The organism is Leucobacter fengyongliangi (assembly GCF_050971685.1).
GTDB lineage: Bacteria > Actinomycetota > Actinomycetes > Actinomycetales > Microbacteriaceae > Leucobacter.
Genome location: NZ_JBPCEU010000003.1, coordinates 176,073 through 190,849 on the forward strand (window position 1 = coordinate 176,073; position 14,777 = coordinate 190,849).

The 14,777-nt window shown below is 63.9% G+C and carries 15 protein-coding genes; 2 read left to right on the forward strand and 13 right to left on the reverse strand.

What is annotated here, in order from left to right; translation table 11 throughout:
* The first annotated feature begins 23 nt into the window (after positions 1-23).
* Positions 24-992, forward strand: a complete 969-nt coding sequence (coaA, locus tag ACR0R4_RS03750; RefSeq protein ID WP_433646001.1) for a type I pantothenate kinase — start codon at positions 24-26, stop codon at positions 990-992.
* A 45-nt stretch (positions 993-1,037) separates the two neighbouring features.
* Positions 1,038-4,601, forward strand: a complete 3,564-nt coding sequence (gene metH, locus ACR0R4_RS03755; protein WP_433646043.1) for a methionine synthase — start codon at positions 1,038-1,040, stop codon at positions 4,599-4,601.
* An 86-nt stretch (positions 4,602-4,687) separates the two neighbouring features.
* On the opposite strand, the gene ACR0R4_RS03760 is transcribed toward metH, so the two are convergent.
* From ACR0R4_RS03760 to infA, 13 genes are all read right to left on the reverse strand, one after another.
* A complete protein-coding gene (locus ACR0R4_RS03760; RefSeq protein ID WP_433646002.1) occupies positions 4,688-5,566 on the reverse strand; it encodes an ECF transporter S component in 879 nt (292 codons plus the stop codon).
* On the reverse strand, positions 5,563-7,710 hold the full coding sequence (locus ACR0R4_RS03765; protein WP_433646003.1) for an ATP-binding cassette domain-containing protein: 2,148 nt from the start codon (positions 7,708-7,710) through the stop codon (positions 5,563-5,565). The genes ACR0R4_RS03760 and ACR0R4_RS03765 overlap by 4 nt, the downstream gene beginning before the upstream one ends.
* A 3-nt stretch (positions 7,711-7,713) precedes the next feature.
* The gene (locus tag ACR0R4_RS03770) at positions 7,714-8,259 is read right to left on the reverse strand and encodes a hypothetical protein (RefSeq protein WP_433646005.1); all 546 of its coding nucleotides are present in this window, start codon (positions 8,257-8,259) and stop codon (positions 7,714-7,716) included.
* Positions 8,260-8,266: 7 nt separating this feature from the next.
* The gene (glmM, locus tag ACR0R4_RS03775) at positions 8,267-9,616 is read right to left on the reverse strand and encodes a phosphoglucosamine mutase (protein ID WP_433646006.1); all 1,350 of its coding nucleotides are present in this window, start codon (positions 9,614-9,616) and stop codon (positions 8,267-8,269) included.
* 14 nt (positions 9,617-9,630) lie between these two features.
* The gene (gene rpsI, locus ACR0R4_RS03780) at positions 9,631-10,107 is read right to left on the reverse strand and encodes a 30S ribosomal protein S9 (protein WP_433646007.1); all 477 of its coding nucleotides are present in this window, start codon (positions 10,105-10,107) and stop codon (positions 9,631-9,633) included.
* A gap of 34 nt (positions 10,108-10,141) precedes the next feature.
* Positions 10,142-10,588, reverse strand: coding sequence for a 50S ribosomal protein L13 (gene rplM, locus ACR0R4_RS03785; protein WP_433646008.1), 447 nt, complete (start codon positions 10,586-10,588; stop codon positions 10,142-10,144).
* Between the two features lie 136 nt (positions 10,589-10,724).
* Positions 10,725-11,564 carry a tRNA pseudouridine(38-40) synthase TruA gene (gene truA, locus ACR0R4_RS03790; RefSeq protein WP_433646009.1) on the reverse strand — a complete coding sequence of 280 codons (840 nt, stop codon included), beginning with the start codon at positions 11,562-11,564 and terminating at the stop codon, positions 10,725-10,727.
* Positions 11,565-11,666: 102 nt separating this feature from the next.
* Positions 11,667-12,233 (reverse strand): 50S ribosomal protein L17, encoded by a 567-nt coding sequence (gene rplQ, locus ACR0R4_RS03795; RefSeq protein WP_433646010.1) that lies wholly within the window; start codon positions 12,231-12,233, stop codon positions 11,667-11,669.
* 46 nt (positions 12,234-12,279) lie between these two features.
* Positions 12,280-13,266, reverse strand: a complete 987-nt coding sequence (locus ACR0R4_RS03800; RefSeq protein ID WP_433646011.1) for a DNA-directed RNA polymerase subunit alpha — start codon at positions 13,264-13,266, stop codon at positions 12,280-12,282.
* A gap of 132 nt (positions 13,267-13,398) precedes the next feature.
* Positions 13,399-13,797 carry a 30S ribosomal protein S11 gene (gene rpsK / locus ACR0R4_RS03805; protein WP_218114936.1) on the reverse strand — a complete coding sequence of 133 codons (399 nt, stop codon included), beginning with the start codon at positions 13,795-13,797 and terminating at the stop codon, positions 13,399-13,401.
* A gap of 45 nt (positions 13,798-13,842) precedes the next feature.
* Positions 13,843-14,211, reverse strand: coding sequence for a 30S ribosomal protein S13 (rpsM, locus tag ACR0R4_RS03810; protein WP_433646012.1), 369 nt, complete (start codon positions 14,209-14,211; stop codon positions 13,843-13,845).
* A 161-nt stretch (positions 14,212-14,372) separates the two neighbouring features.
* Entirely contained in the window at positions 14,373-14,486 is a 114-nt protein-coding gene (rpmJ, locus tag ACR0R4_RS03815; RefSeq protein WP_009199219.1) for a 50S ribosomal protein L36, read from the reverse strand.
* 69 nt (positions 14,487-14,555) lie between these two features.
* Positions 14,556-14,777 (reverse strand): translation initiation factor IF-1, encoded by a 222-nt coding sequence (infA, locus tag ACR0R4_RS03820; protein WP_025133723.1) that lies wholly within the window; start codon positions 14,775-14,777, stop codon positions 14,556-14,558.

Consider the following 14,777-nt stretch of genomic DNA (forward strand, 5'->3'; position numbering starts at 1 on the left):
GTTTAGTGGCACGATGAGGAGCGATGACTGAGTACAACAACGACACTCACGCCCTGACACGGGTCGACGGGATCTCTCCCTTTATAGAGATCGGACGCGACGAATGGGCGAGGCTTGCAGGTGAGACTCCGATGCCACTCACCGAGGCCGAAGTCTCCGCATTTCGGGGGCTCGGCGAGCCGCTTGACATGGCCGAGGTGAGCGAGGTGTATCGACCACTGAGCCGACTCATCAACCAGTACGCCATCGCCGCGCGCAAGGGCCACAAACGTACGCGCCGGTTTCTGGGGCGGGGAAACGACCAGCCGACCCCGTTCGTGCTGGGCATTGCGGGTTCAGTCGCGGTCGGAAAATCGACCGTCGCACGCATCCTGCGCGACCTCCTCGCGCGTTGGCCCGAGACCCCGAACGTTCAGCTGGTGACGACCGACGGGTTTCTCTACCCCAACGCCGAACTTGAGCGCCGTGGGATCTCGCATCGCAAGGGGTTTCCCGAGTCCTACGACCGGCGAGCGCTGCTGCGGTTCGTCTCGCAGGTGAAGGCCGGGTTTCCTGAAACCAGGGCCCCGCACTACAGCCATCTGATCTACGACATCGTTCCGGGTGAGTTTACGACGGTGCTCTCCCCAGACATCCTCATCGTCGAGGGACTCAATGTGCTGCAACCAGCCTCGATGCAGCACCCGCTCGCGGTCTCCGACCTCTTCGACTTCTCGATCTACGTCGATGCGCGCACCGTCGACATCGAGCACTGGTTCGTCGAACGCTTTCTGCGACTCAAGGAAGACGCATTTCGAAACCCCCACTCGCGCTTTCGGCAGTACGCGGGGCTCGAGGAAGACGAGGCCCGGGCGGTGGGGCTTGAGTTCTGGAAGAACATCAATGAACCGAACCTCATCGAGAACATTCGCCCGACACGGGCCCGGGCCTCACTCGTGCTTCGCAAGGAACCCGACCACCGAGTGCAGAAGGTCTTACTTCGTAAGCTCTGAGCGGCACCAGCCTAGACTTGCAGGGTGATTGACTCCTCCCCGCAGATGCCCGCACGATCCAGCGCCTTGATCGAAGCGATCAACAGCCGGGTCGTGATTGCCGACGGCGCGATGGGCACACAGCTGCAAGACGAGGCCCCCACCCTCGAGGACTTTCAGGGGCTTGAGGGGTGCAACGAGATCCTGAACGTGTCTCGCCCAGACATGATCCGCCGGATTCACGATGCCTACCTCGCCACCGGCATCGACGCGGTGGAGACGAACACCTTCGGCGCGAACTGGTCGAATCTGAGCGACTACGACATCGACGATCGCATCGAGGAGCTCGCCGAGGCGGGCGCACGCATTGCCCGAGAAGCTGTGGATCACGCCGAAGCGGCCGATGGCCGTGTGCGCTGGGTGCTCGGATCGATGGGACCGGGTACGAAACTCCCGAGCCTCGGGCACACGACCTACGCTCACCTGAAGGAAACGTTCGCGCTGCAGGCGGAGGGACTCATCCGCGGCGGCACCGACGCGTTTCTCATTGAAACCAGCCAGGATCTGCTGCAGACCAAGTCCGCGGTTAACGGGTGCAAGCTCGCGATCGAGCGTACCGGTGTGCGGCTACCAATTTTCGTCGAGGTGACGGTCGAGACCACTGGCACGATGCTGATGGGCAGCGAGATCGGCGCTGCCCTCGCGACGCTCGAGGCGCTCGACATCGACGCGATCGGCCTGAATTGCGCCACCGGCCCCGCCGAGATGAGCGAGCACCTGAGGTATCTGTCCAAGCACGCGGGCATCCCGGTGATGGCGATGCCCAACGCGGGGCTCCCCCAGCTCGGCCCGAACGGTGCCGTCTACCCCCTCACTCCCGACGAGTTGGCGGTCGCCGAGGAGCAGTTCGTGCGCGAGTTCGGGCTCGGCCTCGTGGGCGGGTGCTGTGGCACCACTCCGGCGCACATGCGCGCGGTCGTCGAACGGCTCGGCGGCGAGCGCCCGACTCCTCGCGAGGTCACGCACGAGGACGAGGTGGCGAGCCTCTACCAACCGGTGTCGCTCAGACAGGATGCGTCGTTCCTCGCGATCGGCGAGCGCACCAACGCGAACGGTTCGAAGGCGTTCCGTGAAGCCATGCTCGCCGAGGACTGGGATGAGTGCGTCGAGATTGCGAAGGCGCAGATCCGCGACGGAGCGCACCTGCTCGACGTGTGTATCGACTACGTCGGCCGCGATGGTGTCGCCGACGCTCGCGCCGTGGTGTCGCGTCTGGCGAGCGCGTCGACGCTGCCGATCGTCATGGATTCGACCGAGCCCGCGGTCTTGCAGGCGGGGCTCGAACTGATCGGTGGCCGCCCGGTCATTAACTCGGTGAACTTCGAAGACGGGGAGGGGCCCACGAGTCGCTTCGCCCGCATCATGCCACTCGTCAAGGAACACGGGGCGGCGGTTATCGCGCTCACCATTGACGAGGAGGGGCAGGCGCGCACCCGCGCCGATAAGGTGCGCATCGCGTCGCGGCTCATTGACACTCTGGTCGGCCAGTGGGGCATGCGGGTCGGAGACATCATTGTGGATGCGCTGACCTTTCCGATTGCGACCGGGCAGGAGGAGACGCGACGCGATGCGATCGAGACGATCGAGGCGATCGGCGAACTCACCGCAAAATACCCGGGGCTGCACACGACGCTCGGGGTCTCGAACGTGTCGTTCGGGCTCAACCCCGCCGCCCGCGTGGTGCTGAACTCGGTGTTCCTGCACGAGGCGGTGCAGGCCGGGCTCGATTCGGCGATCGTGCACGCGGCGAAGATCGTGCCGCTCGCGCAGATCGACGAGGCGCAGCGCGAGGCCGCGCTCGACCTCGTCTGGGACCGTCGTCGATACGACGACGCGGGCAACCTCACCTACGATCCGCTGTCGCGCGTGCTCGACCTCTTTTCCGATGTGGATCTCGCCTCCATGCGCGACCAGCGCGCAGCCGAGCTCGCCGCACTTCCGGTGACCGAACGTCTCGAACGTCGCATCATCGACGGAGACCAGAAGGGTCTCGAGGGCGACCTTGAGCTGGCACTCGCCGAGGGACAGACCGCGCTCGGCATCATCAACGACACCCTGCTCGCGGGCATGAAGACCGTCGGTGAGCGCTTCGGCGCGGGAGAAATGCAGTTGCCGTTCGTACTGCAGTCGGCTGAGACGATGAAGAAGTCGGTTGCGCTGCTTGAGCCGCACATGGAGAAGCTCGACGCTGGCGAAAAGGCACAGTCCAAGGGCACGATGGTGATCGCGACCGTGCGGGGCGACGTGCACGACATCGGGAAAAACCTCGTCGACATCATCCTGACAAACAACGGCTACACGGTCATTAATCTGGGCATCAAGCAGCCGATCAGCGAGATCATCAAGGCAGCAGAAGAGCACGATGCCGATGTGATCGGCATGAGCGGCCTGCTCGTGAAGTCCACCGTCGTGATGAAGGAAAACCTGCAGGAATTGAATTCTCGCGGTCTTGCGAAGCGTTGGCCCGTGATCCTCGGCGGTGCGGCACTCACCCGCGCGTTCGTCGAGGATGACCTCGCGGAGCTCTTCGACGGCGAGGTGCGATACGCGAAGGATGCCTTTGAGGGGCTCGATCTCATGGCGCCGCTCGTGCGTGTCGCCCGCGGCGAGGATGCCGGCGAGGTCGGGCTCCCACCTCTGAAGAAGCGGATCCACCGCGCCGGGTCAAAGCTCACCCTGACCGAGCCCGAAAACCTCCCCACCCGCAGCGATGTCGCCACCGACAATCCGGTGCCCGTGCCGCCGTTCTGGGGCACCCGCATCGTGAAGGGCGTTTCGCTCGCTGACTACGCTGCCCTGCTCGACGAGCGCGCGGTGTTCATGGGCCAGTGGGGCCTGAAGTCCGGCCGCGGTGAGGGCAGTCTGAGCTATGACGAGCTGGTTGCCCGCGAGGGCCGGCCCAGGCTGCGATCCTGGCTTGACCGCATGCAGACCGAGGGCATGCTCGATGCCTCGGTGGTCTACGGTTATTTCCCGGCCTACAGCGAGGGAAACGACGTGGTGGTGTTGCATCACGGTGAGCAGGGTGGCGTGCTGGCCCCCGACGGTGGATCAGGCGGGACCCCCGGAGCCGAACGGCTGCGCTTCACGTTCCCGAGGCAGCGGCGAGATCGTCACCTGTGTCTCGCGGACTTTATCAGGTCGAAGGAATCGGGCGAGACCGACGTGTTCTCCGCCCAGCTCGTGACGGTCGGAGCGCGCGTCGACGAGCACACGGCGAAGCTCTTCGCGGGCGACAAGTATCGCGAGTACATGGAGCTGCACGGCCTCGCCGTTCAACTCACCGAGTCGCTCGCCGAGTACTGGCACAGCCGGGTGCGCACCGAACTCGGCTTCGGGTCGGAAGAACCCACCGACATCGAGGGGTACTTCAAACTGCGCTACCGGGGTGCCCGGTTTTCGCTGGGCTACCCGGCGTGCCCCGATATGGCGGATCGGCGCAAGGTCGTCGAACTGCTGCGCCCGGAGCGTATCGGCGTCACCCTGTCTGAAGAGCTGCAGTTGCACCCCGAACAGTCGACGGACGCATTCGTGTTTCACCACCCCGAGGCGAAGTACTTCTCGGTCTAAGCCCCATCTTCGTCTCAGGGTGCCTTATTTGTGCAAATAGGGCACCCTGGGAAGAACAAGGCACCGGGAGAATGTGAGCGACGGCGTTACTGTCGCCGTGCGAGTGCGGAGCGGCGCAGTGCCGCCAGCACCGGACGACCGATCAGAAGAATGCCCACGGCCGTGGTGATCGCGCGCACCGTGTCCCACGTCAGCGTGGAGGTGATGAACGAGTAGCTCAGGAACCGCACCAGATTGGCACCGGCCCCAGCATCCGAAACATACGAAATGCTCGTGTCGCTGCCTACCGCAAAGGGCCAGAACCAAACATTCATGAGTAGCCCAAAAGCGTATGAGGCGAGTACCCCGTAGGTCGCGAGCAAGGCTAGTTCCGGCCACCTGGTGCGGGATCCGGCGAACCGCCGCCCGCCGGGGATCAGGCCCGCGACTGCCCCTACCCAGCCTGCGGCAAACACCTGAAACGGCAGCCACGGGCCGACACCACCCCATAGCAGCGATGAGCCCATCATTACTGTGGCTCCGAGGAGAAACCCAAAGCGGGGCCCAAACGCGCGGCCAGCCAGAATCAGCAGGATGAGAGCGGTCTCGAAACCACCGAACCCTGTTCCGAGGAAACGCATGACCATCCCAACCGCGGTCAGGGTTCCGAGCATGGCAACGAACATCGCGCCGGAGGCACCGTCAGATAGCGCAACGATCACCGCCGCCGCAAGCACGACAATCATGGCAAGTGCGAGAGCAGGGATCGCGCCACGCGCGTCTCCGGGCACGGCCGCCGCCAGAAACGGCCAGGTGAAAGCGGCCAGTGCACCGAGACTGACCAGCACGAGGAGCGCTGCGGCAAACACCCGAGATAGCGGCCGGGGGTGCCTGAAGGTGCGAGCGCCCGGTGCCCGACGGCCAGAGGCGTGTCGGCCCCGCAGCGGCTTCTCCGTTGACGAGGCCTCGGGCACGCGGCCGCTCACGAGATCTTCCCGTCAGCCAGGCGCAGCCCGCGAACCGAGGCCCCAGCGCGTGCCAGCAAGCCTGCGAATTCGTCGTCGTGGGTCGCGAGGAGCACCGCGGCGCCCGTGGAGGCGTGCGCTGTCAGGAGTTCGGCCAGACGTCGCCGAGCGGCAAGATCAAGACCGCGCGTCGGCTCATCGAGCAGCAGCACTCGCGGCGCAGCAGAGAGTTGCACCGCAATGGCCAAGGCGAGCCGGGTACCCGCCGAAGCGTCCCGAGGGTGGGTGTGAGGCGCGGGGGGCACCGCGGGCCGGGCAATCAGCGCGGCGAATCGGCGCGATGTGGTGCCCCGCGGCGCACCCGCTCGACGATCAGCAAAGTCACACTCGGCTTCGATGGTCTCACGAATCAGGAGGTCATCGACCCGGTGCGGCACCAGGGCGACACCGGCCGCCCGACTGCCGCCGCGTGCCCCCGGCGGAAGTGCGATGTCTTCGAGCAGACTGGTCTTCCCGCTCCCGTTCGCGCCCCGCAATACGACGATTTCACCCGGGTGCACGGCGAGGTCGTCAAGTCGGAACAACTCGTTCCCTCCGCGCGAGACCACCAGGTCGCGCGCGAGTAGGATCGGATCAAGTCGAGGTGGGGCGTTACCCATACTCGCGGCACCCGAAGCGCTCGGGCCCGCAGTCGGCACAACGAGGTCAGCCATCTGCGCCGAATCGGCAGAACTGAGACCAGGCTTCACGGCGACCACCCGCCCGCGGTCAAGGCGAAGCCACTGTGTAGGCATCGCGGTCGGGAGATCAGCGAGGGCGGCCTGGCGGTGCTCGGCAATCAGCACCGCGCACCCCTGCCCGAGCAGCGCATGCAACGCGCTCCGCACCACTGTGACCGAGTGCGGGTCGAGGTCGGCGATTGGCTCGTCGAGCACGAGCACCCGCGGCCTGACCGCCACCGCAGCGGCAAGCGCGAGTCGCGTCGCCTCACCCGCGCTGAGCGTACCCGGTTCTCGTCCAGACAAAGGCTCAAGCCCGAACAGGCCCAGTGACGAGTTGACTGCCTCCGCAAGCGCGGCACCAGTGAGGCCCTGGCTTCGAGGGCCGAATTCCAACTCAGCTCGCACTGTCTCCGCGAGAAACGAGTGTTCAACACGCTGCGGCACGTGTGCGAGGTCCCCCGCGACCCGGGCGGGGCGCGGATCCACTCCTTCGCCCAGCACGGTGACACCAGCAATACGCACGGTCCCCGTGACCTCGCCGCCGGTGTAGCCGGGAGTGAGCCCAGCAAGCACCGCGAGAAGACTCGACTTTCCGCACCCCGTGGGCCCGGTGATGAAGGTGAGCTCCCCCGCGCGGAGCTCAAGTGAGGCCCGAACGAGAACTTCCCGTTCCCCATACCGCACACTGACCTCCTCGACGGCCACGAGCGGATCAACACCTTGCTCAGCTCGGACTAGAGAACGGGGCTTTGCCCCGTACCCGCGCAGCTCCATCGAGGCACCCAGGGTGGTCGCACGCTCGACCGCCTGCTCAAGCACAGGAATGAGCAGTCTCGGCCCCCGTCGCTCCCCCCGCATGCGAGCTGCACGATCCACTCGGTGACCTGCGACCAGCAGAGCTGGCACACTGCCGAGGGCAAGCGCAAGCGTGGTAGCGATCGGCACGAACGCTTGCGGCGAGCGTGCCAGGAGAGTGCGCGCATCTGCCAGCGCATTGGCCGCCCCAAAGACCACAAAGACCACGGCGAATCGAGTCGCATCGGTCAATGTGGTGAGGAGTTGGTCGAGCGTGAGCGCACCGAAGAGCGAGACACCCGCAAACGGCCCTCCGAGTGGGATCACCGGGAGGCTGAGCAGCACGATCGCGGATTCGGGCGGCGGCAGAACTGGAGCGAACAGCACTCGGTAGGCAACCCGCAGAGCGACAAAGATAATCGCACCCCACACGCCGAGCCTGAGCGCGGGGGCGTGAATTCGTCCGGTGGCGAGGCACGCGAGCAGGGCGACAGTGATAATGCCGAGCTGCCACCAGGGCACGGGTGCGATCGCACCTGCGACTGCGACGAACGTAGCCAGCGCCCAGATGAGCCCGGGTCGGGCCAATTCGGCGCCGCGTGGAGGCAGCGACCCCGCGCCAGTATCGACAGCCGGGGAGGCGCGCATCACCTAGGCTGCGGGAAGTTGCGGCTCGGTGGTGTCACCGAACTGCCACGAGAATGCGATGCCTTGGCCCGGCTCGACCTGTTGGGTTGCGGCGCCCTCCTGCGCGTAATCCCACCCATTGCCCAGATCCACAAATAGGCCCCAGTAGGCCCACACCGGACCCATGGCCGTGCAGTCCTCGGTATAGCTTTGCCCGGAATAGCTCAGCTGAAGGTCAGCCGCGGGCGCGCCTCCGACTCGACAAATCGATCCGGGAAATGCCTGACCCTCAGTGAGTTCGACGCTTGCAAGCTCGAATGCCTGCACCGCGGTAATGGGCTCGTCGGTATCAACGCATTCCGTGATGCCGTCGATGTCGAGGCTGCCAAATTCGACAACTACCGAGACACCTGCGCATTCCTCGGTTGCGGGCCCGGTCGTTGAGATGGGCTCGGAGTCAGCGGTCACCCCAGCAGAGCCCGCGCCACAGCCCGTCAGCGCAAGAGATGCCCCGAGAAGTGCAACGGCACCGAATACCCGATAGGGGCGCCGCGAAGATGAGGTGGTCATGGTTCTCCTAGATTGCGAGACGGGTACGAACGATCTCGGCGAGGTCGTCGGCAAGCTCTTGTGCCTGCGACTCGCTCTCTGCTTCGACCATGACGCGCACAACGGGCTCGGTGCCCGAGGGGCGCAGCAGAACGCGACCTCGACCTTCCAACGCTATCTCTGCTTGCGTCACCGCTCGCTGCAGCACGTCATCTGCCGAAACCTTGCTGCGATCCACCCCGCGTACGTTCACAAGAACCTGGGGGTACACGGTCATGCAGCCTGCCAGCTCGGCGATCGTCTTTCCGGTGCGCACGATCTCCGCGGCAAGGTGAAGACCGGTGAGGATCCCATCTCCGGTGGTGGCGTAGTCACTCATGATGACGTGTCCGGACTGCTCACCGCCCAGCGAATAGCCGTGCGCGTTCAGTTTTTCGAGCACGTATCGATCACCGACCCCGGTCTCGACCACGTCAATGCCGTTGTTCGCCATCGCGAGTCTGAGGCCAAGATTACTCATTACCGTGGCGACCAACGTATTCTGCACGAGCTTGCCGCGGCTTGCCATGGAAAGGGCAAGAATCGCCATGATTCGGTCACCGTCGATCACTTCACCATCGGCGTCAACAGCAAGGCACCGATCTGCATCGCCGTCGTGTGCGATCCCGAGGTCGGCACCGGTTTCGCGAACCTTGGCGATCAGTGGGCCGAGGTGGGTGGAACCAATCCCATCGTTGATGTTGAAACCATCAGGGGCGTTGCCGATCACCGTGACGCGAGCACCCGCGTCAGTGAAGACATCGGGTGAGATGCCTGCGGCTGCTCCGTGGGCACAGTCGAGCACCACGTGAATGCCTGCCAGGCTAAGACCATCCAGTGTGCCCAGAAGATGCACCAGGTAGCGGTCCTCGGCATCTGCAAATCGGCGGATCCGCCCGACCTCGCGGCCAGTGAATCCTCCGTGCGGGCGCCCCAACTCGGCTTCGATCTCGTCTTCCACCTCGTCGGCGAGCTTGCGCCCGCCCGCGGCGAAGAATTTGATCCCGTTATCTGCCGCCGGGTTGTGGGAGGCCGAAACCATCACCCCAAAGTCAGCCCCAGAGTCTGCGACCAGGTATGCCGCAGCGGGGGTTGGAATCACGCCAGCCTCGAGCACATCGACGCCCGCAGAAGCGAGCCCCGCCGCCACCGCGGCTGAAATGAACTCGCCCGAGACTCGGGGGTCGCGGGCAACAACGGCGACCGCGCGGCGGCTTTCCGCACGCGCGGCGCGACCGAGCACGAATGCCGCAGACTGAGCGAGGCCCAGGGCCAGCTCGGCGGTCACATCGACCCCAGCCAGGCCCCGGACCCCGTCCGTGCCAAATAGGCGAACCATAGTTCGGGCGTTGACTAACGCTTCGAGTACTGCGGAGCCTTACGAGCCTTCTTGAGGCCGGCCTTCTTACGCTCGATCACGCGCGCATCGCGGCTGAGGAACCCAGCCTTCTTCAGCGTCGGACGGTTGTGCTCTGCGTCGATCTCGTTGAGCGCGCGGGCAATGGCGAGGCGCAGTGCACCTGCCTGTCCGGAGGGGCCACCGCCATCAATGCGAGCGATCACGTCGTACGAGCCGACGAGATCAAGCACGGTGAACGGGTCGGTGATGAGCTGCTGGTGCAGCTTGTTCGGGAAGTACTCGGCCAGTTCACGCCCGTTGACGGTCATGGTGCCCGCACCGGGAATGAGGCGAACGCGAGCGATTGCCTGCTTACGGCGACCCACGGCTGCACCGGGAACGGTGAGTGCGGGGCGGGGTGCCTTCTCGGCAGCCTGGTTTGCAGGTGTTTCGGTGGTGTAGCTCTCGACGGCCACAGTCTCTTCAGTCACTTGAAGTTCTCTTTTCTAAAGTTTTCGAGCCGCGTTACTGCGCGACCTGGCCGATGGTGAAGGGGGTCGGCTGCTGCGCCGCGTGCGGGTGCTCAGGGCCCGAGTAGACCTTCAGCTTGCGGAACTGGTCACGCCCGAGGGAGTTCTTGGGAAGCATGCCGCGGATGGCCTTCTCGACCGCGCGATCAGGATTCTTCTCGAGCAGGTCGCTGTAGGTCACCGAACGCAAGCCACCGGGGTAACCGGAGTGACGGTAAGCCTTCTTCTGAGCTGCCTTGTTGCCCGTCAGCACGACCTTCGCCGCGTTGATGATGATCACGTGATCACCCATGTCCATGTGAGGAGCAAAGGTGGTCTTGTGCTTGCCGCGCAGAAGCGCAGCTGCCTGGGAAGCGAGGCGGCCGAGAACCACGTCGGTGGCATCAATAATGAGCCAGTCGTGCTTCTGCTCAGCGGCCTTCGGCGAATACGTACGAGTCACTAGCGTGCTGCTTTCTATCGAAATGGAGGTGTCGTGAATCCCGCTCCGATGCCCTGTCTCGATTTCCCGAGTTCAGCGACCGTGGAGGGCTCAACAATTCGGATGCTGACGCACCAAAGATCAACTCTAGCACAGCTCAGTTCTCCAGTGGATCACGCTTCGCGCGGGTGAGCGCTGCTCTGGCTGCGAGATCGGCGTCGGCCGGATAGCTGATCTCCTCCAGGCTGAGTCCGTGGGCTGGCATGACGGTAAACCGACTCGTGCGCGCCCGGGCCTCTCGTAACTCCACGAGCTCCGTGATGCCGATGCGCCCGCTCGCGGTAGCGACCACGGCCCCGACCAGAGATCGCACCATTGAGTGACAGTACGCATCAGCCTCGAGCCGAGCGACGAAAACACCATCGTCGGCACGACTCCAGTCGAACTGGATCAATTCGCGAATCGCAGTGGCACCTTCACGTGCCTTGCAGAAGGAGGTGAAGTCATTGAGCCCGAGCAACTCATCCGAGGCAACCTGCAACAGCGCAGGATCGATCGGTCGCGATACGTCTGCGGTGAATCGAGCGGTCAGTGGATCACGCCTGACTCTCGGGTCGCGCACGCGGTACTCATAGCGACGGCGGAGTGCCGAGAAACGCGCGTCGAACACAGACGGCACCTCACGCACTGCATGGACCGCTATGTCTGGGGCACCGCGCCGAAGCACACCGTTGAGCCTCCGCTCGGTAAGCCCATCTGCGAGTTCGTGCGGAACATCGATATGAGCGACCTGGCCGCGGGCGTGTACCCCAGCGTCAGTGCGCCCACCGACAGTGAGGGCGACGAACTGTTCAGACAGGCGAAGCACAACGGCCAGCGCCGACTCCAGCTCCCCCTGCACCGTGCGCAGCCCAGGCTGCGCTGCCCACCCGTGAAAATCGGCGCCGTCGTATCCAATGTCTAGTCTGAGGCGAACGCTATTGCCGTTGCGATGCACTACCGGCGCTCCCTTCCGTCCGTGGTCATCTTCCGCGCCTAGAAACACCGAACGCCCCGGGGCGCAAGCACCCTCGGAGCGTTCGGCTTTCGCCAAGTGGAATTACTTCTTGTCAGCTGCAGCTTCTTCGGCAGCGTCTGACGCAGCTTCAGCAGCAGCGGTCTCTTCGCCAGCTTCAGCCTCCGAGACCTCGGCCTCGTCCGTCGCAGCGGGCGCCTCGGCCTCTTCGGCCTCGAGAACTTCTTCGACCTCGACGGGCGAGACGGCCTCGGCCGACTCTTCCTTCTTGGCCTTCTTGGGCTTCGGGTTGACGGGCTCAAGCACCAGCTCGATCACGGCCATCGGGGCGTTGTCACCCTTGCGGAATCCGGTCTTGATGACGCGAGTGTACCCACCCTGTCGGTGCTCAACCAGCGGCGCAATCTCAGTGAAGAGCTCGTGCACGATCGACTTATCGAGAATCTGTCGCATGACACGACGACGAGCGTGCAAGTCACCACGCTTGGCGAACTGCACCAAGCGATCAGCGACGGGCTGCAGCCGCTTCGCCTTCGTTTCGGTCGTCTGGATGCGCTTGTGCTCGAACAGCTGTGAAGCCATCTGGTTGAGCAGCAGGCGTTCGTGGGCGGGTCCGCCTCCGAGGCGGGGCCCCTTGTTGGGCTTTGGCATTGTTTACTCCGTTGAATGAAAAGTGTGGGTCGAAAACGACCGAGTACTAGTTGACGTCGTCTTCGTAGCTGTAGAACTGTGCACCGTCAAAGCCGGGCACGGCGTCCTTCAACGAAAGGCCCATCTCGGTGAGCTTGTCGCGCACCTCGAAAACGCTCTTCTGGCCGAAGTTACGAATGTTCATCAGCTGGGCCTCGGAAAGTGCAACGAGCTCGCTGACCGTGTTGATACCTTCACGCTTCAGGCAGTTGTAGCTGCGAACCGAAAGGTCGAGATCCTCAATGGGGATTGAGAGCTCTCCATCAACGACAACCTCTGCCGGAGCCGGGCCAATCTCGACGCCTTCTGCTGCGGTGTTGAGTTCGCGCGCCAAGCCGAACAGTTCGACCAGTGTGGAACCGGCCGAAGCGATGGCGTCGCGCGGCGTGATGGCGGGCTTCGATTCAACGTCGACCACCAGGCGGTCGAAGTCGGTTCGCTCACCGGCACGCGTGGCCTCCACGCGGTAGGTGACCTTCAACACGGGCGAGTAGATCGAGTCAACCGGAATCCGGCCGACCTCGGCATCTTCGTTTCGGTTCTGCGCTGCGGAGACGTAGCCGCGACCGCGCTCAATGGTGAGCTCAAGCTCGAACTGAGCCTGGTCCCCCAGAGTGGCGATCACGAGTTCCGGGTTGTGGACCTCGACGCCAGCGGGTGCTGAGATGTCGGCCGCGGTGACCTCACCTGCACCGGTCTTGCGCAGGTACGCAGTAATCGGCTCGTCGTGCTCGCTCGAGACGACAAGCGCCTTGATGTTCAGGATGATCTCGGTGACGTCTTCGGTGACACCGGCGATCGTGCTGAACTCGTGTGCGACGCCCTCGAAGCGGACGCTGGTTACAGCGGCGCCAGGGATCGATGAGAGGAGGGTGCGACGGAGGGAGTTGCCGAGCGTGTAGCCAAAACCCGGTTCAAGGGGTTCGATCACGAAGCGCGAGCGGTACTCGGAGATTGACTCTTCCGTCAGAGTGGGGCGCTGTGCAATGAGCACTGTGGTGGTTCCTTTCGCTGGAGTCCGCTATATGACTCATGCGGTGTGGGGAGGTGGGGTGTAACTGCTTATGGAGTTTCGACTGCGCATCACCGGGGCCGAGACGGCCTCGGTGATGCGCAGTCGAAAAACTCACACGCGACGGCGCTTGGGCGGGCGGCAACCGTTGTGCGTCTGTGGCGTCACATCGGTGATAGAACCGACCTCAAGCCCAGCAGCCTGCAGCGAACGGATCGCGGTTTCACGACCCGATCCCGGACCCTTGACGAAAATGTCGACCTTCTTCATGCCGTGCTCCTGCGCCTTGCGCGCGGCGGATTCTGCAGCGAGCTGAGCGGCGAAGGGGGTCGACTTACGCGAGCCCTTGAAGCCGACGCCACCCGACGATGCCCAGCTGATTACGGCACCGGTGGTGTCAGTAATCGAAACGATCGTGTTGTTGAACGTCGACTTGATGTGGGCTTGGCCCACAGCAACGTTCTTCTTGTCCTTACGACGCGGCTTGCGCGCCGCGCTTTTTGGTGCAGCCATTTATGTTCTCCTGAAAGCTCTGTGTAGTGGTCGCGGAACCTACGGTTACTTCTTCTTACCGGCGACGGTGCGCTTCGGTCCCTTGCGGGTACGAGCGTTCGTCTTGGTGCGCTGACCGTGCACAGGCAGCCCCTTGCGGTGGCGGAGACCCTGGTAGCTTCCAATCTCGACCTTGCGACGGATGTCTGCGGCGACCTCGCGTCGCAGATCGCCCTCTACCTTGAAGTTGCCTTCAATGTAATCGCGCAACTCTACGAGCTGCTCGTCGGTGAGATCTTTTACGCGGATATTCCCGTCGATGCCGGTATCGGCGAGAGTCTTGAGTGCGCTGGTGCGACCAACGCCATAGATGTAAGTGAGTGCAATCTCAACGCGCTTATCGCGTGGGATGTCTACTCCTGCGAGACGTGCCATTCTGGCTCCTTGCGTGGTGTGGAGGTGTGGTGCGCACCGGGGGTTCGGGCCTCCGCCCGAGGTGTCCCCCTCAGTCTGCGACTGTGGGTTCTTCGATGCGCTGATTCAGATATTCAGTTGTGGATCGGGCCTACGGCCCCGCACCCGGCAGAACGAGGGACTTAGCCCTGGCGCTGCTTGTGACGCGGGTTCTCGCAGATCACCATGACACGACCGTGGCGGCGGATGACCTTGCATTTGTCGCAGATCTTCTTAACGCTGGGCTTGACCTTCATGATGTTTCCTTCTGTGTGTTCGCTGTCCTCGTACCCGTGGGATGCCGCGGGCCGTTACTTTTCAGCGACCTACTTGTAGCGGTAGACGATACGGCCACGGGTCAGATCGTAGGGGGTCAACTCCACGATCACGCGGTCTCCAGGGAGGATACGGATGTAGTGCTGACGCATTTTGCCCGAAATGTGGGCGAGAACCTTGTGTCCGTTGGTCAACTCAACGCGAAACATCGCGTTGGGAAGAGCCTCGACTACCTGGCCCTCGATCTCGATGACGCCGTCTTTCTTGGCCAT